Annotated in this window: 19 protein-coding genes; 2 read left to right on the top strand and 17 right to left on the bottom strand. The window is 42.5% G+C overall.

Annotation, left to right across the window (positions count from 1 at the left end):
• Positions 1 to 23 precede the first annotated feature (23 nt).
• The 3 genes from P5Y91_RS03850 to P5Y91_RS03840 all read right to left on the bottom strand — a co-directional run bounded on the left by P5Y91_RS03850 (position 24) and on the right by P5Y91_RS03840 (position 2059).
• Positions 24 to 710: a Bax inhibitor-1/YccA family protein gene (locus tag P5Y91_RS03850; RefSeq protein ID WP_277839013.1), complete on the bottom strand. Its 687-nt coding sequence runs from the start codon at positions 708 to 710 to the stop codon at positions 24 to 26.
• A 28-nt stretch (positions 711 to 738) separates the two neighbouring features.
• A complete protein-coding gene (locus P5Y91_RS03845) occupies positions 739 to 1230 on the bottom strand; it encodes an HDIG domain-containing metalloprotein (RefSeq protein ID WP_003005617.1) in 492 nt (163 codons plus the stop codon).
• Between the two features lie 82 nt (positions 1231 to 1312).
• Positions 1313 to 2059 carry a TrmH family RNA methyltransferase gene (locus P5Y91_RS03840; RefSeq protein WP_049523730.1) on the bottom strand — a complete coding sequence of 249 codons (747 nt, stop codon included), beginning with the start codon at positions 2057 to 2059 and terminating at the stop codon, positions 1313 to 1315.
• 73 nt (positions 2060 to 2132) lie between these two features.
• Between P5Y91_RS03840 and P5Y91_RS03835 the strand changes: the two genes are divergently transcribed.
• Positions 2133 to 2411 carry an acylphosphatase gene (locus P5Y91_RS03835; protein ID WP_023918900.1) on the top strand — a complete coding sequence of 93 codons (279 nt, stop codon included), beginning with the start codon at positions 2133 to 2135 and terminating at the stop codon, positions 2409 to 2411.
• Between the two features lie 77 nt (positions 2412 to 2488).
• The gene (yidC, locus tag P5Y91_RS03830; RefSeq protein WP_003008377.1) at positions 2489 to 3406 is read left to right on the top strand and encodes a membrane protein insertase YidC; all 918 of its coding nucleotides are present in this window, start codon (positions 2489 to 2491) and stop codon (positions 3404 to 3406) included.
• A 579-nt stretch (positions 3407 to 3985) separates the two neighbouring features.
• Here yidC and greA read toward each other — a convergent pair.
• From greA to P5Y91_RS03760, 14 genes are all read right to left on the bottom strand, one after another.
• Positions 3986 to 4468, bottom strand: coding sequence for a transcription elongation factor GreA (gene greA / locus P5Y91_RS03825; RefSeq protein ID WP_003005389.1), 483 nt, complete (start codon positions 4466 to 4468; stop codon positions 3986 to 3988).
• Positions 4469 to 4525: 57 nt separating this feature from the next.
• Positions 4526 to 6055: an endolytic transglycosylase MltG gene (gene mltG / locus P5Y91_RS03820; RefSeq protein WP_442478250.1), complete on the bottom strand. Its 1530-nt coding sequence runs from the start codon at positions 6053 to 6055 to the stop codon at positions 4526 to 4528.
• Between the two features lie 59 nt (positions 6056 to 6114).
• Positions 6115 to 6624, bottom strand: coding sequence for a GNAT family N-acetyltransferase (locus tag P5Y91_RS03815; RefSeq protein ID WP_193389327.1), 510 nt, complete (start codon positions 6622 to 6624; stop codon positions 6115 to 6117).
• A 12-nt stretch (positions 6625 to 6636) separates the two neighbouring features.
• Positions 6637 to 7053 carry a GNAT family N-acetyltransferase gene (locus tag P5Y91_RS03810; RefSeq protein WP_003008386.1) on the bottom strand — a complete coding sequence of 139 codons (417 nt, stop codon included), beginning with the start codon at positions 7051 to 7053 and terminating at the stop codon, positions 6637 to 6639.
• An 81-nt stretch (positions 7054 to 7134) separates the two neighbouring features.
• A complete protein-coding gene (gene murC, locus P5Y91_RS03805) occupies positions 7135 to 8469 on the bottom strand; it encodes a UDP-N-acetylmuramate--L-alanine ligase (protein WP_003008389.1) in 1335 nt (444 codons plus the stop codon).
• Between the two features lie 9 nt (positions 8470 to 8478).
• Complete coding sequence (zapJ, locus tag P5Y91_RS03800) at positions 8479 to 9129, bottom strand: divisome accessory protein ZapJ (protein ID WP_037608045.1); 651 nt, start codon at positions 9127 to 9129, stop codon at positions 8479 to 8481.
• Positions 9130 to 9184: 55 nt separating this feature from the next.
• On the bottom strand, positions 9185 to 12283 hold the full coding sequence (locus tag P5Y91_RS03795; protein WP_195623393.1) for a pilus expression-regulating Snf2 family helicase: 3099 nt from the start codon (positions 12281 to 12283) through the stop codon (positions 9185 to 9187).
• A gap of 608 nt (positions 12284 to 12891) precedes the next feature.
• A complete protein-coding gene (gene der, locus P5Y91_RS03790; protein ID WP_031575509.1) occupies positions 12892 to 14202 on the bottom strand; it encodes a ribosome biogenesis GTPase Der in 1311 nt (436 codons plus the stop codon).
• Between the two features lie 57 nt (positions 14203 to 14259).
• Complete coding sequence (locus P5Y91_RS03785; RefSeq protein ID WP_277839009.1) at positions 14260 to 14973, bottom strand: nitroreductase family protein; 714 nt, start codon at positions 14971 to 14973, stop codon at positions 14260 to 14262.
• Complete coding sequence (dnaI, locus tag P5Y91_RS03780; RefSeq protein ID WP_277839008.1) at positions 14970 to 15869, bottom strand: primosomal protein DnaI; 900 nt, start codon at positions 15867 to 15869, stop codon at positions 14970 to 14972. The genes P5Y91_RS03785 and dnaI overlap by 4 nt, the downstream gene beginning before the upstream one ends.
• Entirely contained in the window at positions 15870 to 17048 is a 1179-nt protein-coding gene (locus P5Y91_RS03775; RefSeq protein ID WP_277839007.1) for a replication initiation and membrane attachment family protein, read from the bottom strand.
• Positions 17049 to 17522, bottom strand: coding sequence for a transcriptional regulator NrdR (gene nrdR / locus P5Y91_RS03770; RefSeq protein WP_003005476.1), 474 nt, complete (start codon positions 17520 to 17522; stop codon positions 17049 to 17051).
• Between the two features lie 164 nt (positions 17523 to 17686).
• Complete coding sequence (locus tag P5Y91_RS03765; protein WP_049474028.1) at positions 17687 to 18499, bottom strand: endonuclease/exonuclease/phosphatase family protein; 813 nt, start codon at positions 18497 to 18499, stop codon at positions 17687 to 17689.
• 85 nt (positions 18500 to 18584) lie between these two features.
• Positions 18585 to 20777: a PTS transporter subunit IIBC gene (locus tag P5Y91_RS03760; RefSeq protein ID WP_277839026.1), complete on the bottom strand. Its 2193-nt coding sequence runs from the start codon at positions 20775 to 20777 to the stop codon at positions 18585 to 18587.
• Positions 20778 to 20868: the final 91 nt, after the last annotated feature.

The following is a 20868-nucleotide window of genomic DNA, read 5'->3' as shown; positions in this document are numbered from 1 at the left end:
GCCCCAGCTCGAGCTCTTTCTGATTAGTCATTTCTTCCAAAGATACGAAGAAGACTGATAAAGAGGTTGATAAAGTCAAGATAAAGTTCCAAAGCCATCGCTACTGCCCAGCCTGTCGCAGGTTGACCATTTGTTTGATCATAGACATAGCGAATCTTTTGGTTATCCCAAGCCGTCAATCCTGCGAAAAGGAAGACAGAGATAATACTCAAAATATAGTCCATGCCAGAACTTCTCAAGAACATGTTCACAACAGAAGCGATGATCACACCGATCAAGACGCCCATCAAGGCACGTCCCATACCTGAAAGATCTTTTTTCACGACGCGTCCGATAGCTCCCATGACAATAAACATCAAGGCACTGACCAAGAAAGCCTTATAAACCGTCGCTTGCATGTAGCGCGCAATGATAAAGCTCAAGGTAAAGCCATTCAAAGCTGAGTAGATCAAGAAGATAGGAAGAGCAGACGGGCTATTTTTAACAGCCTTCCCACTGGCAACAAAGACCAAGATCAATTCTACAACCACTGCTCCGTAATAAACCATCGGAGCTGTTTTCAAGATTTGAACGAAAAAGTCTTGAAAGACCGTCATCATCAGTCCAGAGACAAGGGCTGAAATCCCTACACCGATCCCCACTAATGAATAGATTTTGTTATAAAAAGCATTCAATCCACTTTGTTCTTGGATTACTGAATCATTATACATATAAACAAGTTCCTTTCAAATTTGTTTACTACGATTTTAACATTTTTCGATGAAAAAATCTCCTTTTGGCCATCTTTTTACGCCAAGGTTCTGAAGCTTCCTTAACAGCCCAGTATTTATCCACCATGGTCACCACGAAGGATTCTTTGTAGCGAGGTGGAGCAAGGGTAGCCCCCCACATGTGTTTAATGATGATATCTTCTTCCTTAGCATTAAGATCTGTAATCTTTCGCGCATTTCTCACGGCAATGCGTGGATGAATCCAGGCGTGACTCTTGGTAAACTTGGTCTCGCGCCAATCATAGTAAAAGAGGTCATGCAAGAGGCCTCCCCGAGCCGTACTTTTAGCATCCCAGCCAAATTTTTTAGCCAGTTTATAACTGGTATAGCTCACATGAATGGAATGCTCCAAACGATTGGAATGAATATGATGAGGGATGTCGGCTAATTTTTGAACCTTAGGGTGCTGGATCAGATGGCCTACATAGGTCATGTATTCTTTGTCACGATGATATTGCATAAGATAACCACCTTTCGTTGATAAGCTCTCCCAATAAGATCTCCATCAACTTCTTCTTACAGGTTAAGTATACTTCTTTTTCTCAAAATTTCCTTAAAGAAAACATCAAAATTCCTGCTGCCACTGCAACATTTAAACTCTCTGCCCGACCTGGCATGGGAATATGAACCAGCTGGTCTGCTTGTGCCGCCATTTCCTGGCTGATGCCATTTCCTTCATTCCCCATAACCAGGATAAACTGATCGGTCTGAGAAAGCTGACGGTAGTCAATGGAAGCTTCTGAAAGCGTCGTTGCGAGAACTGCTAGATGAGAGTGCGCAGCTCGCTCCAATAGTTCTTCTCGATCCAGTTTCCAGATAGGAATATGGAAATGACTGCCCTGCATGGATCGAAGGGTCTTGAGACTGTATAGATCAGCGGAGGCTTTCGAAAGCATGACGCCATCAAAACCTGCTGCATCTGCTGTTCGAATCATAGTCCCTACATTGCCAGGATCCTGTACATCCTCCAAATAGAGGAATCGCCCTTGTAGCTGATCCGGAAGCTCTGGCTGCTCTAGAAGAATCTCTGCGACAATCCCTTGAGGAGTCTTCGAATCTGCCAAGAGGCTTAAGATCTCCGGAGTCACGATAGTGACTTTTTGGATGTCCTCTACCCGGTCTAAATAGGCTTCTAAAACAAAGACCTGCCGAATCTTCGCATGATTTTCTACTGCCTCTTCAAACAGATGCCAGCCTTCAATGAGATAAGAATCTGTCCGGTATTTTTTTTGATGTAATTTTTTTGCATTTTTGATTACATTATTGGATTTAGACGTTATAATATTCATAGAACTATTATAGCACAAAGAAAAAGAAGAAATCATACCTCAGATAGATTTCTTCGAGTCAAGGAGGTCGCACATGCAAAAGGTAAAAATGATTGCCCAAGGACGGGTTCAAGGGGTTGGCTTTCGCTGGGGAGTGTACAGTCTTGCTTTAGAGATTGGTGGGATCACTGGCCGTGTCTGGAATAATGACGACGGAACGGTTGGCATTCTGGCCCAGGCAGAGTCTAGTAGCCAAATGGCCAAATTCATCCAAGAAATTCGCAAAGGTCCCACACCTTTTGCACATGTGACTTATTTAGATGTTACGCTCGCAAACTTTGAAAACTATACAGACTTTAAAATTGCAAATTAAGACTAGAGAACTATTGTGTATTTTCAAAAAAAACAGTAGAATAGAAAGGTAACATTTTAAAAAAGAAGGAACTATTTGTGAAAAAAAATAAACTTGCATTACTTGCATCGATGGGACTAGCTTCGCTTGTCTTCTTATCAGGATGCGTGAGTGTCGATCGGAAAACTGGAAATCCGACTGGATTGATATGGAATCTTCTTGGCCGTCCAATGGGCGAAGCCATCAAATTCTTTGCCAACAACCTTGGCTTGGGCTTTGGGATCGGGATTATTATCGTCACCTTGATCGTGCGGTTAATCATCTTGCCACTTGGTTTGTACCAATCATGGAAGGCAACCTACCAATCTGAAAAGATGAACTACTTAAAACCTATCCTTGGGCCAATCCAAGAGCGCATGAAGAACGCTAGCACACAAGAAGAAAAGCTATTGGCGCAACAGGAATTAATGGCTGCTCAACGTGAAAATGGAGTTAGCATGTTTGGTGGAGTTGGGTGTTTGCCACTCTTGATCCAAATGCCATTCTTCTCAGCTCTCTTCTTTGCAGCTCAACACACCAAAGGGGTAGCAGATAGTAGCTTCCTTGGCATTGCTCTCGGCAAACCAAGCTTGCTCTTGACAGCAATCGTAGCAGTTCTTTACTATATCCAAAGTATGCTCTCTCTTCATGGAATTGAAGATGAAACCCAAAAGGAAAGCATGCGCAAAGCATCACTGATGAGTCCGATTATGATCGGTGTCTTCTCATTGATCTCTTCAGCCGGAGTGACTCTTTACTGGGTAGTCGGTGGGGTGATCCAAATTATCCAACAATTTGTCATCAACTACTTGATTCGTCCAAATCTTCGCAAGCGCGTCGCTGAGGAATACAAAAACAATCCTCCAAAAGCGACTAGTCACCGCGTGAAAAAAGATGTCACACCTACTGCAACGACACAAATCCAACACAAACCCAAAAACAACCGCAATGCAGGAAAACAACGCAATAGAAAGTAGTACAAACTACTAATTCTAGCGGTATACAGTAGCACTTGAACCCAAGGTTCAAGTGCTTTTTTTGATATCGTTCAGTCAGCAAAGAATTTTCACTCTCACAAAAAGATTAAGAGCACAAAAAAACAAGCCCTCTTGGAGAGTCTGCTTTAAGACCGTTTTTACCTAAGTAATGTTAAAAAATAAAATGATATAAACTATTAGGTTCATACAGCAGATACTGAAACTTTCCGCCGTGAGAAAAGTGCCTGAAACATAATTGTTTCAGGCACTAGGGGAGTTTTGAAAGTAAAACAGTTCGGGGAACTGTTTTAGCCTGAGCCTAAAAATTGAAAAGCGAAGGGGTTCAAAACGAATTGAACACGGGCTGCGAATCGTGTCAAAAAGATAAGTCTTCCTAGAATCTAAAGATTCTGCGTCAAACTTCCTATTTTGACTTTATCCGGCACGCCCTTTGTATCTTGATTTAGTCATGGAACTTCGTAGAAGTTCGCTGACGTCCATACTCACTTAAGGAAAGTTTCTAAGAGAACTTTGTCTTTAATCTGAAACAGGCCCTCTTGGAGAGCCTGCATTTTATAGTTACGCTGTTTTTTCTACGTTCAAAATTTTCACTTGGTAGCTTCCAGCTGGTGTCTCAACCGTGACAACGTCACCTGTCTTCTTACCAATCAAAGCGTGACCGATTGGGCTTTCGTTAGAGATCTTTCCTGCAAAGGCATCTGCCCCTGCTGAACCAACGATGCTGTATACTTCTTCATCTGTTTCTCCAACTTCTTGAACTGTAACGGTTTTTCCGATCGCAACTTCGTCTACTGCAACAGCGTCACTATCGACGATTTCCGCATAACGGATTTTTGTTTCCAAGCTAGAGATTTGACCTTCCACAAAAGCTTGTTCATCTTTTGCTGCTTCGTACTCAGAGTTTTCTGAGAGGTCACCATATGAACGAGCGATCTTGATCCGTTCTACCACTTCAGGTCGACGGACCAATTTCAATTCTTCTAATTCTTGTTCCAATTTTTCTTTTTCTGCTAGGGTCATTGGGTATGTTTTTTCTGCCATTATTCTTCTCTTTCTATTATTTGAATGAAAAAGCTGTGGACGCGCCACATGCTTTTTCTAGTTTGAACTTGCTTGTGTCAATTTACTATTGACATGTTCTTCAACATTTTTATTGTGTTCTTCGTATGTCTTAGCGAAGAAAACTTCACCATTTTCGACATTTGCGACAAAATACAAGTAATCGGTCTTACTTGGGTTCACCGCCGCTTCGATCGCTGATACTCCAGGGTTATCCACTGGGCCAGGCATCAAGCCGGTATTCTTATAAATATTATAAGGTGAATCCAGCTCTGTATTGATCGTTGCATCTTCTTTTAAGGTCGTCTTTTGACCAAGTTTCCCTTCTGCATAAAGAATTGCAATATTACTTTGCAAAGGCATGTCTTGGTTCAAACGGTTATAGAAGACACTCGCGATATCTTTGCGGTCCTGATCCGTCGCCCCTTCTTTTTCAACCAAGGAAGCAAGAGTCAATACTTCGTTTACATTGATGTTCTTGCTCTCAAGTGTTTCATAGTATGGGCTTAAATTTTGATCCATTGCCGCAAGCATCTGATCGATCATCTCTTTCACTGTGGTATCTTTCCCATAGTTATAAGTAGCTGGGAAGAGATAACCTTCTAAACGGTAGCGAACACCAGAATCCTTACTTGGTAGATTCGCCAAGAGCTTAGGATATTTGGCCACCATCTTCTCAATAAAGGCATCGTCTTGGACAGCCTTCAAGAAATCTTCTTTCTTGAATGGAGTCTTGCCTGCCTTCTTAGTGGAGACATCGGCGGTGATAGCCGTCGCAATCTGATCAATCGTATAGCCTTCTGGAATCGTGACCTTTCCAAGAACTGGAGCCTGAGGAGTTTTGGTTCCCTCTTCTTGCAGTTTTTGGATGATGGTTTCTAGATCCATGCTCTTTTGCAGGTTGAAATAACCGGATTTGAAATTGCTATAGTTCTTGAACTTGGTATAGTAGTTAAAGAACTGGCCATTTTTCACGAGTCCTTTTTTCTCAAGGATCGCGCCAATCTCACGATTACTTGAACCTGCTGGAATCTCAACCGTTACGAATTCTGTTGCATTTTTATCCATCGGCTTGACAGCTGAATGGATATAGGTCACAGCAAAGATCCCTGTAGCCACGATCACAATCAGCAAAAGGCTGACCACTGTCCGCACAATTCGTTTAGCGATTTTATTTTGTTTCTTTTGTTTTTGTTGGCGCTGGTTACGAGAAGAGCGCGATAAGCTTTCCTCTACCGGTTCCTGACTTGGTTCTTTTTTAGCAGGCTTTGTAAGCTCACTCTTTTCTTCCACAGCAGGAGTCGCCTTTACCGGCTCCACTGGTTCTTCTTTGGGAGCCGACGCAGATTCTTCTACTTTTGGAGGTGGTGTTGCTTCTTCCTCCTCTTTCAGTGAAGAAGGGGTTTCAATGCTTCGATCAGGTAGATCATACTCTTTTTCGATCTTTAGAAGTTGCTCATTGGCCTCTTCTAAGTCTCTGAGGATCTGCTCTTTGAAGCTTAATAACTTCTCACTGTCTTGTGATTTATCAGTCAAATAATTGACCTCCCTCATCATAATCCTTAATATTATATCTTAAAAGATTTAGAAAAGCAATACAAATCGCCCTTCTTCTTCAAAATACCTATTTAATCAAGGTTTTCATTTTCCCAGACCAGATTGTACCAAACTTCACCCGCATATTGGGATTCTGAAAGACCTTCATTAGTAAATCCTTGCTTTTCGTAATAAGGGATCAAATAATCATGACAGGTCAAATTGATCCCTTGACGGCCATCCTTAATCGCAATTTCTTTCATTGCCTCAAGCAAGAGGGTTCCAACCCCTAGCCCTTGGGCTTCTTTAGCAATGGATAGACTCGTAATGGAAATAAAGCCTTTTTCTAACTGGCTTAGATCTTCAACCTCTGAAAAAGAGGAATCGATCAAATAGCGCTCCGGTCTAACAGGTCCTTCTAAATAGCCTAAAATCTGACCTTGGCACTCTGCTACAAGAAATGTCGTTTGAATCTTTTCGATGTGATCTTTTAAAATCTCACGCGCAATCGCTTCTTCTTCTGAGAAATTCTCAAGCTCAATACGCTCGATGGCATCCAAATCCTGCAGCTCTGCCTGTCTAATGTGAATCTTTTCTTTCATCATTTACCCCTTCTATCGTTCCCAAACCATATGGACACCTCGATCAGACTCAGCTTCATCTCGAAATCCTTGCTGGGAAAAATAAGATAGTAAGTCTTCTGGGCAATCGATCCAAATGGCTTCCTTTTCCTTTTGAACAGCTAGATCCTTTAAAGCAGCGATCAAAATAGAACCATAGCCTTGACCTTGAAAGGCTGGTCTCACTGCTAGTCGCAATACGATTAGGTCTCCTTTTAAAGGCTGGTCTTCTGTCGCCAACAAGTAAGCCACAGCATCCCCCGCCTGCTCTGCAAGCAAAGAAATGGCTTCCTTCGAACCTAGCGCTTCCTCAAGAGTGGCCTTGTGCTTCTTTTCTTCATTGTCATGAAGTTCTTCTTCTAGCAAAAGCAACTGTTCTTGATCAGCTGGGGTGATTGATCGAATCATCATCCTGCTTTCCTCATCTCATACTCCTTCAGTGGACAGATAAATTTGAGTCTGGAACCAATCGATTCCAGACTCAATCATCTCTTATTGTACACTATGTGTCAAACTAGATAATAAACGCTCAAATGAGTATTCATAGGTTTGAATATCTCCTGCTCCCATAAAGACATAGACCGCATTTTCATGGTCAAGAAGAGGAGAAACATTCTCAGCTGTAATAATCGCTGAACGTTTGACAATTTTTGCTTCCAAATCTTCAACTTTCACATCGCCGTGATCGACTTCCCGTGCAGAACCATAGATCTGTGCCAAGTAAACAGCATCTGCTTGATTCAAGGCTTCAGCAAATTCATCCAACAAGGCAATGGTCCGTGTAAAGGTATGTGGTTGGAAAATAGCCACAATCTCTTTACTTGGGTATTTTTGACGGGCAGCATCCAAGGTTGCAATAATTTCCGTTGGATGGTGCGCAAAGTCATCGATGATCACTGTTCCATTGACTACTTTTTCAGTAAAGCGACGTTTCACGCCAGCAAAGGTCTTCAATTGCTCGCGGACTAAATCTAAATCAAATCCTGCAATGTAAAGCAAACCAATGACTGCTGTAGCATTCATGATATTGTGGCGACCAAAAGTTGGGATATGGAATTGCCCCAAATCTTCTCCACGGAAATGAACGTTGAAGGTTGAACCAGTCGTTGAACGAAGCAAGTTGCTTGCCACAAAATCGTTCGTCTCCTTATCAAAACCATAGTAATAAATTGGTGCTGATGAGGTAATCCGACGCAATTCTTTGTCTTCTCCGTAGATGAAGAGACCTTTGCTGATTTGTTTGGCATAATCGTTAAAGGCATTAAAGACATCTTCCAAGCTCGTGAAATAGTCTGGATGGTCAAAGTCAATATTGGTGATGATGCTGTATTCAGGATGGTAAGGCATAAAGTGGCGTTCATACTCATCTGATTCAAAGACAAAGTATTTGGCTGCTGCAGAGCCACGACCTGTCCCGTCACCAATCAAATAACTGGTATCAGTGATATTTGATAAGACGTGAGAAAGCATCCCTGTTGTTGAGGTTTTTCCGTGTGCTCCGGCAACCCCCATGCTGACGAAGTCACGCATAAATTCACCAAGGAATTCATGGTAGCGTTTATAGGTTAGGCCATGCTCATCTGCATAAGCAATTTCCACATTGTTATCTGGACGGAAAGCATTCCCAGCAATGAGGATCTTGTCGCCTTCCAAATTTTTCACATCAAATGGATAAATTTGAATTCCTGCTTGTTCCAAGCCACGTTGCGTAAAGTAATACTTCTCAACATCCGACCCTTGAACCGTATGTCCCATTTGGTGAAGCATGAGGGCTAAAGCACTCATCCCTGCTCCTTTAATTCCAATAAAATGGTATGTATTAGACATGTTTTCTCCTTATTCTTGATCTAGATGGGTTAAATCCAATTCCTGTTTAATTGGCTGTGGTTTCAACTTGTGCTGATCTTTATTGTATATTTGGCTAGTCTTTAAGAAATCATAATTGTTTTTCTTTTCAGTCGGTTCTGCCACTTCTGGTTCTCCTGCAGATTCGAACTCTGCAAGGATCAACTGATCTTGCCGCAATCGTTTGCTATATTTCAATAACTCGCCTGGGTTTTCCTTTTGGAAGGGAGCCGTTGGCTGGCCAGGTTTTCGTTCTGAAATAAATGGTTTTTTCCGCTTACTTGTAGTAGCTGTTGGATCCGTTGTCAGATAGGGGGCTGTACGTTTCTTTTTCAGATCTTCACGCGCACGCTCTCTAGCTTCCTCTGCATAACGATTGGCAGGGCTTTTTTTATCAATCGGCTCTTTAAAATCAGGTTTTCTTACTGGCCGTCTTTTCGGTAGGGGCTCTTCTAGTGGTTGGTGGTAAGGATGCTTAGGTTTGGTATTTTCAGCAATCGGTTGCCATTCCAAATAATTTTTATCCACATAGTCGCCTGTAATGTTACTAATCAAATCTGTTTCATCATACAGGTTCATGTGAGGCATCTCTGTTAACATCAACTCATTATCCCCTACTTGAGGAAAATATTTTTCTGTCATGCTTTCTTCCTTTCGACACTCCATTAATTATAAACTATTCACAGAATTTTTCAAGCTATTCTGACTGAATTCCAAGAATCTCACGAATTTCCTCAACCGATAAACTAGATCGTGTTTCCGTTCCATCTAAAATCGTTGAGACCAAGTGTCTTTTGGAAGCTTGCAGTTCTTGGATTTTTTCTTCAATCGTACCACGAGTAATCATGCGGTAAACTTCAACATTTTGTTCCTGTCCCATTCGATGGGCACGTCCAATAGCCTGGTCTTCCACTGCAGGATTCCACCACAAATCGACTAAGATGACCGTATCGGCACCAGTGAGGTTCAATCCAACCCCTCCAGCCTTCAGAGAAATGAGAAAAGCATGGCGCTCACCTGCATTAAAAGCATTGGTCATTTCTTGTCGATCTTTAGCGGGAGTAGAACCTGTGATTTTAAAGGAGGTCATGCCAAGCTGGTCAATTTCCTGCTCTAGGATATCCAGCATGCCTCTAAATTGAGAGAAGATCAAAACCCGGTGTTCGCCATCCTTGATTTGACCCAAAAGATCTCGAAGGCTCTCCAATTTCCCACTATCTCCCTGATAATCTTCCATAAAGAGGGCGGGGGTATCACAGATTTGGCGAAGGCGCATGAGACCCGAGAGAATTTCCACCTTACTCCGATTTAGTTCTTCCTCGCTAGAGCTTCGAACCCGATCTTGAATTTGTTTTAATTGAGCCAAATAGATCGTTTTTTGACTTTCATCCAACTCATTGTGATAGGTTGTTTCAATCAAGTCCGGTAATTCTTGGAGCACTTCATCTTTTTTCCGTCTCATGACGAAAGGTTTGACAAATCGCGCAATGGTCTCAGGACTCAACTTTTGAAATTCTCTTTTAGCTGGGAAGAGCCCTGGAAGGACAATTTGGAAAATAGACCAGAGTTCACCCACATGATTTTCAATCGGTGTCCCAGATAAGGCAAACACATGCGGAACCTCAAAGCCACGTAAGTGTTGGGCAATCTTGGTTTGGGCATTTTTCATGACCTGGGCTTCATCTAGAATCAAGTACTCATACTGATTCTTCTGGTATTCCTCCACATCTTGACGGAAAGACGCGTAACTAGTGATAACTACCTGTGGATTGGTTGCGATGAGTTCATCTCGGTGCTGCTTGAGACCATAGACGACTGCCACTTCCATCTGAGGAGCGAATTTTGAAAATTCTTGTTTCCAATTGTAGATGAGACTAGATGGAGCTAGAATCAAGATTTTAGTTTCTTTTTTTGCAACACTGGTCAAGAAGGAAATAGTCTGCAGGGTTTTCCCAAGCCCCATATCATCCGCTAAAATACCACCAAAACCATAATGATTTAACATGGAGAACCATTTGACCCCTGTTTCTTGGTAATCCCTTAGGGTCGCTTGGATTGTCATCTGAGGGAGTTGGAAGTCTTCTGGATGAGTCAAATCATGAGCTAAATTTCGAAAGTCTTCTGAAAAATGAACATTGTCTTGATCTGCCAACAAATCAGATAGCTGATAAGCGGCAATCCGGCGGGCTTGTAGTTTCCCACCCTTGCTCATTTTCGCCCGCAGATCTGCTAAGGCTCGACTGATCTTCTTAGTTTCTTCATCAAAGACAAGAACTTTCCCTGTATGGCTGACAAAATAGTCTTTTTGCCCTACTAGAGCTTTGAGGACCTGGTCCACTTCGGCTGGATCCACACTTTCAAAGTCAAAACCGATCTCCAGTAGACTGCCATTGGTTTTAACATCAATTTTTGGACGCTCCACTTGATAAAGATCTAAAAGGCTATCAGAGAGGGTAACCTCTCCTAAGGCTTCAAAAGTCGGGATCTGTTGGTGAAAGAATGGATAGATTTGCTCACTTGATAAAGGACTTCTTTGGGAAGAAAAGTCGTCTGTAAAACCTGCTGCTAGCATGGTTGAAAGGACTTCTTGCTCCTTATCGAAATCACTGGAATAAGGAAGATTGAGGAGTTCCTCACGCGTGGTCACCACACGATCCTGGTATTGAAAGACAACATCCAGTAAAACAGTCTGGTCCTGTGCTAGATCAAAATGAAATTCTGGAGTGAAATCGTGGATTAAAAAGCTGGTCGGAGCTGTTATTTGCCCCAGTTTTTTGAACTCTTTTAAACTATAGGAAAGCTTTGTTTGATCCGTTGGATCAAAATGCAGGCGTTTTTTGCGATCCTGATCCATTGGAAGATCTTGGATGGCCTTCCATAGGGTTCGCTGTTGGGGCGTCAGGTGATAGAAAACACCATTTCGAAACAGGTAAACAGCAGACTCGACAACCTTCACTTGTGGCTCCGTAATGATCAATTCGTAAAAATCACCATGGTCTTCCACCTGAAAATGAAAGAGTTCTTCCTCCCCATGGACATCCTGAAAATAGACTTCAGAAAAATCGTACATGCTGTATTGCAAGAGGAAGGAATCCAAATTCATCAATAATTCTACAGCTTCTTCAAAGAGAGTCGGTGGAAAATAAAGATGGCGTCCAGCATTGGGAAAGAAATCTTGCTCTTTCGATCCACTATCTATGACCAAGCCTTGTAGGAAATTGATCACATCCTGACTAGACCCATCAAATTCTAAGTAAGAAATGGGTTCATAGTAACTTTTGCCAATTGCAAAATGGCCTTCTTTCTGAAGGGTCTGCAAAAAAGCTAGTACATCTCTGATCACATAAGAGCGCTCGTCTGGCAAGCGACGAATGCGAAGAGTCCACAAGAATTGACCAGAGTATTCATCCTCCTGCCCGACTGCTGATAAGACATAGCGTGTTTCTTTCTTTTCGATTTTTGGAAGGACCTGGTCTAAAAACAAACTTCCAAAAGAGACCTTCTCCTGCGTTTCTTCAGTCGCCGTGGCGTCTTCTTCAAGGCTTGTAAGAGCTGCTTTCCCACTGTCATCATTCTTCAAAAAAGCTTCTACAGCTGCTAGATGCGTACAGAATTTTTTCTTTTGAAAGAAAGCACAGCTACAAAAAACGGCATCGTCGTCCAAACTGTACCGCAAGCTTTCTTCTTCCACCCGAAAATACAGGTATTTTTCTTTTACTTCCTGAAGGGAAACCTTCCCAGCTTCATAGAGAAGGCTCCCTTGTGAACGAACCTTCCCAGGAATTAATTTTGCCATGTTTACCACCTTAGATTAATCCCTTTATTATACCATATTTAAGAAAAAATTAGAAAAGATAATTTTACTATTAAAAGGATTTTAACTTACTTTTAGAAAAAAACTGAGATAGTATTGTCCCAGCTTTTCACCTGATTTCGTAATAGAGTTACCTCAATCAGCTATCCATGATTTTTCTCTTTTAACCGTCTGAGCGAACAATAGACAGAATAGATAAATAGAGAGGAGAAAGATCCTGATAGCCCACAGAAAAAGACAAAAAACACGACCTATTTTTTAATAAAATCCCCAACAATAGGATCAAGAGCTCCAAGCTTACGATCGAACCGAGAAACAAGAGATACAGATAGATTTTAAATAATAAGTACACAAACCTAAAGCTCTCATGATCTTCATGAGTTTACTCTACTCATCCTTAAAAAAGCATAAGGAATAAAGAATATCCGGACCATGAAACTACGCATCTGACTATCCTCCACTTCATTTTACCAACTTATTAAAAAAAGCAACGCTTATGCGCTACTTTTAGTTGTTTTCATAGTTGGAAGAATGAGCATTTTATCATTTGAAATATCCTTCTCCACTTTGATCCATTTGTCTCGTATTCCCTACTTCCGTTTCCGCGCAATCAAATGGATTGGAGTTCCTTCAAAAACAAAGGCCTTGCGAATTTGGTTTTCTAAGAAACGAAGGTATGAGAAGTGCATCAGTTCTTCTTCATTAACAAAGACCACAAAAGTTGGCGGCTTGGTTGCCACTTGTGTCGCATAGAAGATCTTGAGGCGTTTTCCTTTATCGGTCGGCGTTGGATTAATGGCAATGGCATCCATAATCACATCGTTCAAGACAGCTGAAGGAATCCGTGTATTTTGACTTTCACTGATCTGTTTAATCATCTCTGGCAACTTGTGCAAGCGTTGTTTAGTTAGGGCAGAAACAAAGACAATCGGCGCATAAGAAAGGTATTGGAATTGATCGCGAATGTCATCTTCCCACTGCTTCATGGTATGGTTGTCTTTTTCAATAGTATCCCATTTATTGACAACAATGATCATACCTTTACCAGCCTCATGAGCAAAGCCAGCGATCCGCTTGTCGTACTCCCGAATCCCTTCTTCGGCATTAATGACCATCAAAACCACATCTGAACGGTCGATGGCCCGCATGGCACGCATGACAGAATATTTCTCAGTGTTTTCATAGATTTTACCAGATTTGCGCATACCAGCTGTATCAATCATGGTAAATTCTTGGCCATCTGCATCGGTAAAATGGGTATCGATGGCATCCCGTGTGGTTCCAGCAACAGGGCTTGCGATGACCCGGTCTTCTCCTAGGATCGCATTGATCAAGCTTGACTTCCCAACATTTGGGCGACCAATCAAGCTAAATTTGATGATATCTGGATTTTCTTCTTCTGTGTCATTCGGAAGATTTTCGATGATGGCATCGAGCACATCCCCAGTTCCGATCCCGTGGACAGAGGATACCGGTAGTGGCTCACCCAGTCCCAAGGCATAAAAGTCATAGATATCATTGCGCATCTCTGGGTTATCCACCTTGTTGACCGCTAGAATCACCGGTTTATGGGTCTTATACAAGATACGAGTGACATATTCATCCGCATCCGTGATCCCTTCTTTTCCAGAAACAACAAAGACGATCACATCTGCTTCGTCCATGGCAATTTCTGCCTGATGCTTGATTTGCTCCATAAATGGGGCATCTACGTCATCAATTCCCCCCGTATCAATGATACTAAATTTTCGATTCAACCACTCAGCTGTTGCATAAATGCGGTCACGAGTGACTCCTTCTACATCCTCAACGATGGAAATCCGCTCACCGGCAATCCGGTTAAAGAGTGTCGATTTTCCGACATTGGGACGGCCTACAATCGCAATAGTTGGTAGGGCCATGATTTCCTCTTTTCTAATGAAAGGCGAGACTTCGGTTCAAGAACGCCTCTCTTCATTTCATAATAGTTTGTGTTTTTCTAGTAGTTTTTTGGTCTCTTCTTGTTCAGGTTGACCAAATTGAGCTGCAAGGCGCTCGCTCCAGCTATCGGTTGCACGCGCTCCAGCGTAATCTGCCTGAACCTTGTCATAGGCAGTCACAACTGATAGGTCATGTTCTTGGTATTCTTCTTCAAAAGCAACCTGTTCCAATGGCAAACGTGGTTTCACTGCATGCTGCTGATTAGGTACTCCGAGAGCAATCCCAAAAACAGGATAGGTATAGTCTGGCAGACGGAAGAGTTCTGCGACTTCTTCTGAACAGTAGCGCAACATGCCGATAATCACTCCACCATAGCCGAGACTTTCAGCTGCCAATAGCGTATTTTGAGCTGCTAGAGCCGCATCCACTGAGGTGATCAGTAAGTTGTCCACCCCTTCAGGATGGAAATCCTGCTCATGAAGTTTGACAGCTTTTTCAGCACGGTTTAAATCTCCAACAAAGAGAAGAAAGACGGCTGACTGGCGAATCGCTTCTTGAGGAAGCAAGTCGTAAAGAGCTTCTTTCTTTTCCTTGCTTTTGACCACAATCACAGAATAAGATTGAAAGTTTTTCCAACTGGAAGCCATTTGACCAGCCGATAAGATTTCCTTGAGGTCAGCTTCTTTGATGGCTCCTTCCTTAAACCGGCGAACAGAAAAATGAGCATTCATTAAACGGATGGTTTCATTCATCGGCGATTGACTCCTTCCAAGTGGATTTCCTTAGCTAAAAATTTCACGCGCTCCATGACACGTTTGGCCTGCCAGGTTTCATCACCATTGCGCGATGTTGCAAAATGGCGTTCCAACTCTTCAAAATTAAAATTGGAAGTGAAGAAGGTCGGAAGATTTTCCTGCATCCGGTGCTGCAAAATCACTTGTAAAATTTCGTCTCGCACCCAGGCTGACATCTGTTCCGCACCAATATCATCGAGAATTAAAATTTCGGCTTTTTTCACCTGGTCTACGGTTTCTTTGACCAAGCCCGAACTGATGGCATTTTTAACATCGATAGCAAAACTTGGGAAATGTAGTAGAGTGGTAGAGGCCTGGCGTTTTTCGGATAAATCATGAGCCAGGGCTGCCATCATGTAGCTCTTTCCTACTCCAAAATCACCATAGAGGTAAATTCCCTTTTGATACTCGGGATAGTTGGCTACAAAATTAGCTAATTCCTCAAAGGCCACAAATCGTCCCTTATCATCGAGCTCTACCTTGGCTAGACTCGCTTCTTTCAAAGTTGAAGGGAGATTGATCAAGTTGAGACGTTGGTTGATCGCAACACGTTTTTGGGCTTCGATTAACTCTGGTGTCTCCTCATAAGTGACATCCGCATATCCTTCATTCATGGTGAGGATGGGCTTATAACCTTTGGCAATATAATCCGGATCTCCCAATAAGAAACGGTTGCGCTCACTGATGTATTGATTAAACTTTGAAATACTACGACGAATTTCTTGCTCAGACAAAGACTGGTCTTTGATAAAGGCAGCGACTTCTTGGTCTGCCAAGATCTGTGCGACCAAATCCTCATAGTTAAATTGACGCGCACGATTCATGTGAGACATGGTTTGACCTACACTTTCCATCTACTCACCTCCTTGATTCAGTTTTTCTAACAGGCGTTGTTTCTCTTTAGCGAGATCCACCTTTTCTTCTTGACTGGTTTGATTTTGATAATGTGGTTGACTCCACTTGGGAACATTGTTTTGCTTACCCTTGGCTGATGTAGGACTCGTCCCCTTGTTTCCTTGAACCTTAGCCTGTTTCTGGCGTTCTCGAACTTTTAAAATCGCCAGTTCCGCACTGTTGACTCCTTGATAAGAAAAATCATTTCCTACCTTCAAAGCATACTTTTCATTCAGATTAGCAGACTGGGTCTTGTTAAAGGTCAACAATAAGATAATATTGATCACCTCATCTAGTAAGCCTAGATCAGCTAACTTGGATAAAGTCTTGCGTTCGCTCTGCGTAATGGTCGCATTGCGTGCCTTCTTAATCTCCGCTAGAAATTGTAGGCTGGATTTTGCCTTAGCTTCTCTCAGAATGGTTTCTTCCTGACGGCTATAGGACATGCGGGGTTGCTCTTGGTTGGCCTGAGCCAACTTTTGCTTCATTCTCTTTGGAGAGACAATCCGGTCTACAGCCGTTTCTTTTGCTAGGAGATAGGTTTCATACCAGGTCCATTGTTGCTCTTCTGCGATGGCAAAGAGAGCTAGGGTTGCTTCTCCTTCATCCGCAAAACGAAGTCCATCACGCCCCATCATTCGCTTAAACATCTCCATATCAAACTGCTGTTTCTTACTTGGAAGAACGGTCGTCTCCCCAGCATCTATTCCAAAGACTTGCGAGAAGGAAACTTGCCGTCTAGTCCCTAAAGAGCGTACTGGGAGCAGATCTTCCACGGCCTTTTCCCCAATCTTTTTTTCAAGCAAGCGTTTGAAAACAGCATTCGAAAAAAATTCTCCTGCCTCAAGAGGAGCATGTAACTGAATGGTGATCCCAACTTCTTCCTCATAGAGATCGATCAACCCCATGGCAATTAACCGGTCAAAAGCCAGTAGCAACTGTGGAAATCCTATATTCAAATGATTGAGGATTTGAGCCAGTAAATATTGTTTTTCACCCTGATCATAAGAGGCCAGCAGATAACGATAAACCGTTACCGTTTCCACCTCCAAAATAGGCAGGTAATACTGCTCCAATGCAGCCCCTGCCGGTGGAAGAAGATTATTTTTTAAAAATGCGAAAGGCGTATTGGGCTTCATCTATTTTTCCTTTTTCTTCTTGGTTCCCTTCGTAATTTGTTTCAAGAGGGTTTCTAACTCACCGACATCCTTGAAACTCCGGTAAACACTAGCAAAACGGACATAGGTGATCTCATCTAGATCTGCTAACTCATCCATGACCAACGAACCTATATATTCACTGTTGATTTCATTATCACTTTGGCTGCGAACCTTTTGCTCGATCCGGTTTACAATTTCTTCGATTTCGTCACTAGAAACAGGCCGTTTTTGAGCTGAGCGGATAATACCATTAAAGATTTTATCACGAGAAAATTGCTCGCGTGTCCCATCCTTTTTGACAACCACTAGGGTCCGCTCTTCCACTCGTTCGTAGGTAGTAAAGCGATAATGGCATTCTTCGCATTCCCTGCGACGACGGATGGTGTTCCCATCTTCAGCTTGTCGACTATCCACCACACTAGACTTACTTCCACCACATTTTGGACAACGCATTTGCTACCTCCTTAAACTGTTTTAACACTTCATTTTACCATAAATTGAATCGTAAAGAAAGCAGAAGAACAGGAGAATCCCCTATGCTTGCTCCTCATTGATCCATAAAAAAGAGTCGAAGGACGATTGAATAAAATCGTTTTCCTTTCGACTCTCCATTTATATTAAAGTGATAATTCAGCTTCTAAGCCATAGTGATCACTGACATGGGGTTTGTTTTGATCATCAAAAATGACATGTAGACGCTGGATGTCCCATTCTGGACTTGCAAAGACGTAATCGATTCGCAATGGAACTTGATTATCCGTCCAGCCATCGATTCCAGGTCCTACAGTATAAGTCCCCTTTGTTTCTTTGGCTTCGATAAAACTATCTTGAAGTTTTAGCGAACTGGATAGAATCGTTTCATACCCTTCTTGACCAGCAGGATTATTGAAATCACCAGCTAGAATAAAAGGTTTGCCTACTTGGCTGAAGTAGTTCTCAATGCGTGGCCACTCAAATTGGAAACCTTTGTCCCACCAAGAAAGATGGACGCTGGCAACAGCAATCTCTTTGCCATCTACACTTGTATGGGCAACGGCTACTCGACGAGTATGGTAGTCCGTTGGATCATCCATATTGGATACCAAAATCTCATCTGCCTTCAAGGGTTGACGCGAAAGAACGGCCACACCCTCATTGAGGTGATCATAGCCAATATGGTTGTAGGCCCAAGTCCAATAATAGTGGAGTCCATGAGCAGCTAACTCTTCTACCAATACGCGAACAAAGTGATCCTTGTGAATCGCTACAGATGATGGCAAAGCTTGATAATACTCATCTGTTTCGACTGTTTCTGAGGCCATTTCTTGATTGACCTCTTGGAAACAGATCACATCATATTGCGCTTCTAAAATTTGTTCCTTGAGGGTTTCAAATTTTTGCTGAGCATTCTCTTCCATCCAACTATGGGAATTTAATGTTAAAAATTTCATCCCCTGATTTCTCCTTCTCTCCAAATCAAGAAACGGCAAGAGGCCGGGTGCACTGCCCCAACCTCATTTTCTTTGCCGATGTCTTTTATAATTCTACTGTTGCAACTGGTGCATTTGCTACCAATTTACCAGTATGTTCGACCTTAACGGATTTAATCGCATCTGCATTTGTGAAGACAACAATTGTTGAAGTTTCACGACCAGCTGCATGGATTGCATCAAGGTCTGCTTCTACCAAGAGGTCTCCAGCAGCCACTGTTTGACCTTCAGAAACTTTAACCTCAAATGGTTTTCCTTCAAGACTAACAGTATCTAGACCGATGTGAACCAAGACTTCCAAACCATTATCTGTTACCAAACCAAGGGCATGTTTGGTTGGGAAGACGCTAGTAACTTTACCAGCAACTGGTGAAACGATGTGGCCATTTTCAGGCTCAACTGCAAATCCGTCACCCATCATTTTTTGTGAGAATACAGGATCTTTCACATCTTCGATGTTGATCACTTCACCATCTGCAACGGAATGCACTTCATCAGTTACCCCTTTAAAGGTTGCTTCAGCTTTTTGAACTGCTGTCATTTGGCTAGGAAGTGTTTCAGGAATAACTTCACCCGAATCAAGAACGTCTTGGATATCAGATTTCAATACGTCAGCTTTAGGTCCGTAGATTGCTTGGACACCTTGTCCTTTCATGACAAGACCCATAGCGCCTTCAGCTTTCCATTGTTCTTCTGTTCCGACTTTTTCAGCGTCCTTAACGGTTACACGAAGACGAGTCATACATGCGTCAACGTCTACGATATTGGCACGTCCACCAAGAAGGTTGATGATGTTAATGACTTGTGAGCTTGCTGAGCTTGTAGCAGCACCTGCTGCTGCACCATCTCCTGCAGGGGCATCATCATTTTGTTCATAGTTACCGTTACGTCCTGGAGTCGCATAATTGAATTTCTTAATCATGAAGTTGGCAATGAAGTACATGATAAATCCAAAGAGGACTGTTACCCATACAAAGTTAAAGATATCTAATGCCAAACCAGCGTTGATGGCCATTGGTGTACGTGTCAAGAACTCGATTGAACCGAATGAGTGAACACGAAGGTTAACCACGTCAGCCATTGCAAAGGCAGCACCTTGAACAAGAGCATAGATGATGTACAATGGTGTAGCAATAAACATGAACATGTATTCAATTGGTTCTGTTACACCTGTCAAGAATGTTGCAAGGGCAGTTGCAACAAGCATCCCTTTGTATTTTTCTTTTTTATCTGGATCCACATTGCGGTAGATGGCAACCACAATACCCATCAAAATACCAAATGATCCGATCATTTGACCAACTTTGAAACGAGCTGGTGTGTAGGCATGAAGCAAGTGTTGGTATTGGCTAGGATCAGCTTTCTTCAAGTTGACAAGGTCTGTTACCCAAGCCAACCAAAGTGGATCTTGTCCAAATACAGTTGTTCCTTTGGCAGCACCTGTAAGAACTTGGTAGCTACCACCCAATTGAGTATAGTTGATTGGAATGGTCAACATGTGGTGAAGACCAAATGGCAAGAGAAGACGTTCTAAGGTACCGTACAAGAATGGTGCCAATACTGGAGCAGTGGATTGGGAGTTGGCGATCCAAACACCAAATCCATTAATTCCTGATTGAACTACTGGCCACAAGGCTGCCAAAACCAAGGCTGCAAGAGCTGAACGGACGATAACAACGAATGGTACAAAGCGTTTCCCATTGAAGAAAGAAAGGGCTTCTGGGAGTTTACGGTAGTTGTAGTATTTATTGAAGGCTGTTGCTCCAACAAAACCTGAGATAATCCCTACAAACACCCCCATATTAAGTGCCGGTGCTTCAAGGACACTAATGAAGTAGTCTGCAACTTTAATTGATCCACCTAAGATCGTGTGAACGGTAGCATCCTTATCGGCCAACATTGCAGATGTCACTCCGAAAACTGCACCGGTAATACGGTTAATCAAGATGAAAGAGAGACCAGCCGCAAAGGCACCCCCAGCACGCTCTTTGGCCCAGCTACCACCGATAGCAAGGGCAAAGAGGATGTGAAGGTTACCGATAACCCCCCAACCGATTTGTTCGAGAATTCCACCTGTAATAACAAGTGGAGATAAATTCGGGTTGATCATAGGGATTGATTTCCCGATTGAAATCATCAACCCAGCCGCTGGCATGACAGCGATAACGACCATCAAGGCCTTACCAAACTTCTGCCAGAATTCAAAGCTAAATAAACTTTTGAATGATCCTTTATTCATCATTCAACCTCCTTATATTGTTTAAGGCTTTTGTTTTTAAGAAAACGTTTGCGCTTAATTTGCTTCTAGTATACCACATTTTAAAAATTTG

The organism is Streptococcus taoyuanensis, assembly GCF_029589235.1.
GTDB classification, from domain to species: Bacteria; Bacillota; Bacilli; order Lactobacillales; family Streptococcaceae; genus Streptococcus; species Streptococcus taoyuanensis.
The sequence above is the reverse complement of the archived record's forward strand: the minus strand, read 5'-3'. Positions and strand labels throughout refer to the sequence as shown.

Excerpts from the sequence above, each read along its gene's own strand:
- P5Y91_RS03850 (WP_277839013.1), bottom strand. The coding sequence starts at position 710 with ATGTATAATGATTCAGTAATCCAAGAACAAAGTGGATTGAATGCTTTT.
- P5Y91_RS03845 (WP_003005617.1), bottom strand. The coding sequence starts at position 1,230 with ATGCAATATCATCGTGACAAAGAATACATGACCTATGTAGGCCATCTG.
- P5Y91_RS03840 (WP_049523730.1), bottom strand. The coding sequence starts at position 2,059 with ATGAATATTATAACGTCTAAATCCAATAATGTAATCAAAAATGCAAAA.
- P5Y91_RS03835 (WP_023918900.1), top strand. The coding sequence starts at position 2,133 with ATGCAAAAGGTAAAAATGATTGCCCAAGGACGGGTTCAAGGGGTTGGC.
- greA (WP_003005389.1), bottom strand. The coding sequence starts at position 4,468 with ATGGCAGAAAAAACATACCCAATGACCCTAGCAGAAAAAGAAAAATTG.
- P5Y91_RS03815 (WP_193389327.1), bottom strand. The coding sequence starts at position 6,624 with ATGAAAGAAAAGATTCACATTAGACAGGCAGAGCTGCAGGATTTGGAT.
- P5Y91_RS03810 (WP_003008386.1), bottom strand. The coding sequence starts at position 7,053 with ATGATGATTCGATCAATCACCCCAGCTGATCAAGAACAGTTGCTTTTG.
- murC (WP_003008389.1), bottom strand. The coding sequence starts at position 8,469 with ATGTCTAATACATACCATTTTATTGGAATTAAAGGAGCAGGGATGAGT.
- zapJ (WP_037608045.1), bottom strand. The coding sequence starts at position 9,129 with ATGACAGAAAAATATTTTCCTCAAGTAGGGGATAATGAGTTGATGTTA.
- P5Y91_RS03795 (WP_195623393.1), bottom strand. The coding sequence starts at position 12,283 with ATGGCAAAATTAATTCCTGGGAAGGTTCGTTCACAAGGGAGCCTTCTC.
- der (WP_031575509.1), bottom strand. The coding sequence starts at position 14,202 with ATGGCCCTACCAACTATTGCGATTGTAGGCCGTCCCAATGTCGGAAAA.
- P5Y91_RS03785 (WP_277839009.1), bottom strand. The coding sequence starts at position 14,973 with ATGAATGAAACCATCCGTTTAATGAATGCTCATTTTTCTGTTCGCCGG.
- dnaI (WP_277839008.1), bottom strand. The coding sequence starts at position 15,869 with ATGGAAAGTGTAGGTCAAACCATGTCTCACATGAATCGTGCGCGTCAA.
- P5Y91_RS03775 (WP_277839007.1), bottom strand. The coding sequence starts at position 17,048 with ATGAAGCCCAATACGCCTTTCGCATTTTTAAAAAATAATCTTCTTCCA.
- nrdR (WP_003005476.1), bottom strand. The coding sequence starts at position 17,522 with ATGCGTTGTCCAAAATGTGGTGGAAGTAAGTCTAGTGTGGTGGATAGT.
- P5Y91_RS03765 (WP_049474028.1), bottom strand. The coding sequence starts at position 18,499 with ATGAAATTTTTAACATTAAATTCCCATAGTTGGATGGAAGAGAATGCT.
- P5Y91_RS03760 (WP_277839026.1), bottom strand. The coding sequence starts at position 20,777 with ATGAATAAAGGATCATTCAAAAGTTTATTTAGCTTTGAATTCTGGCAG.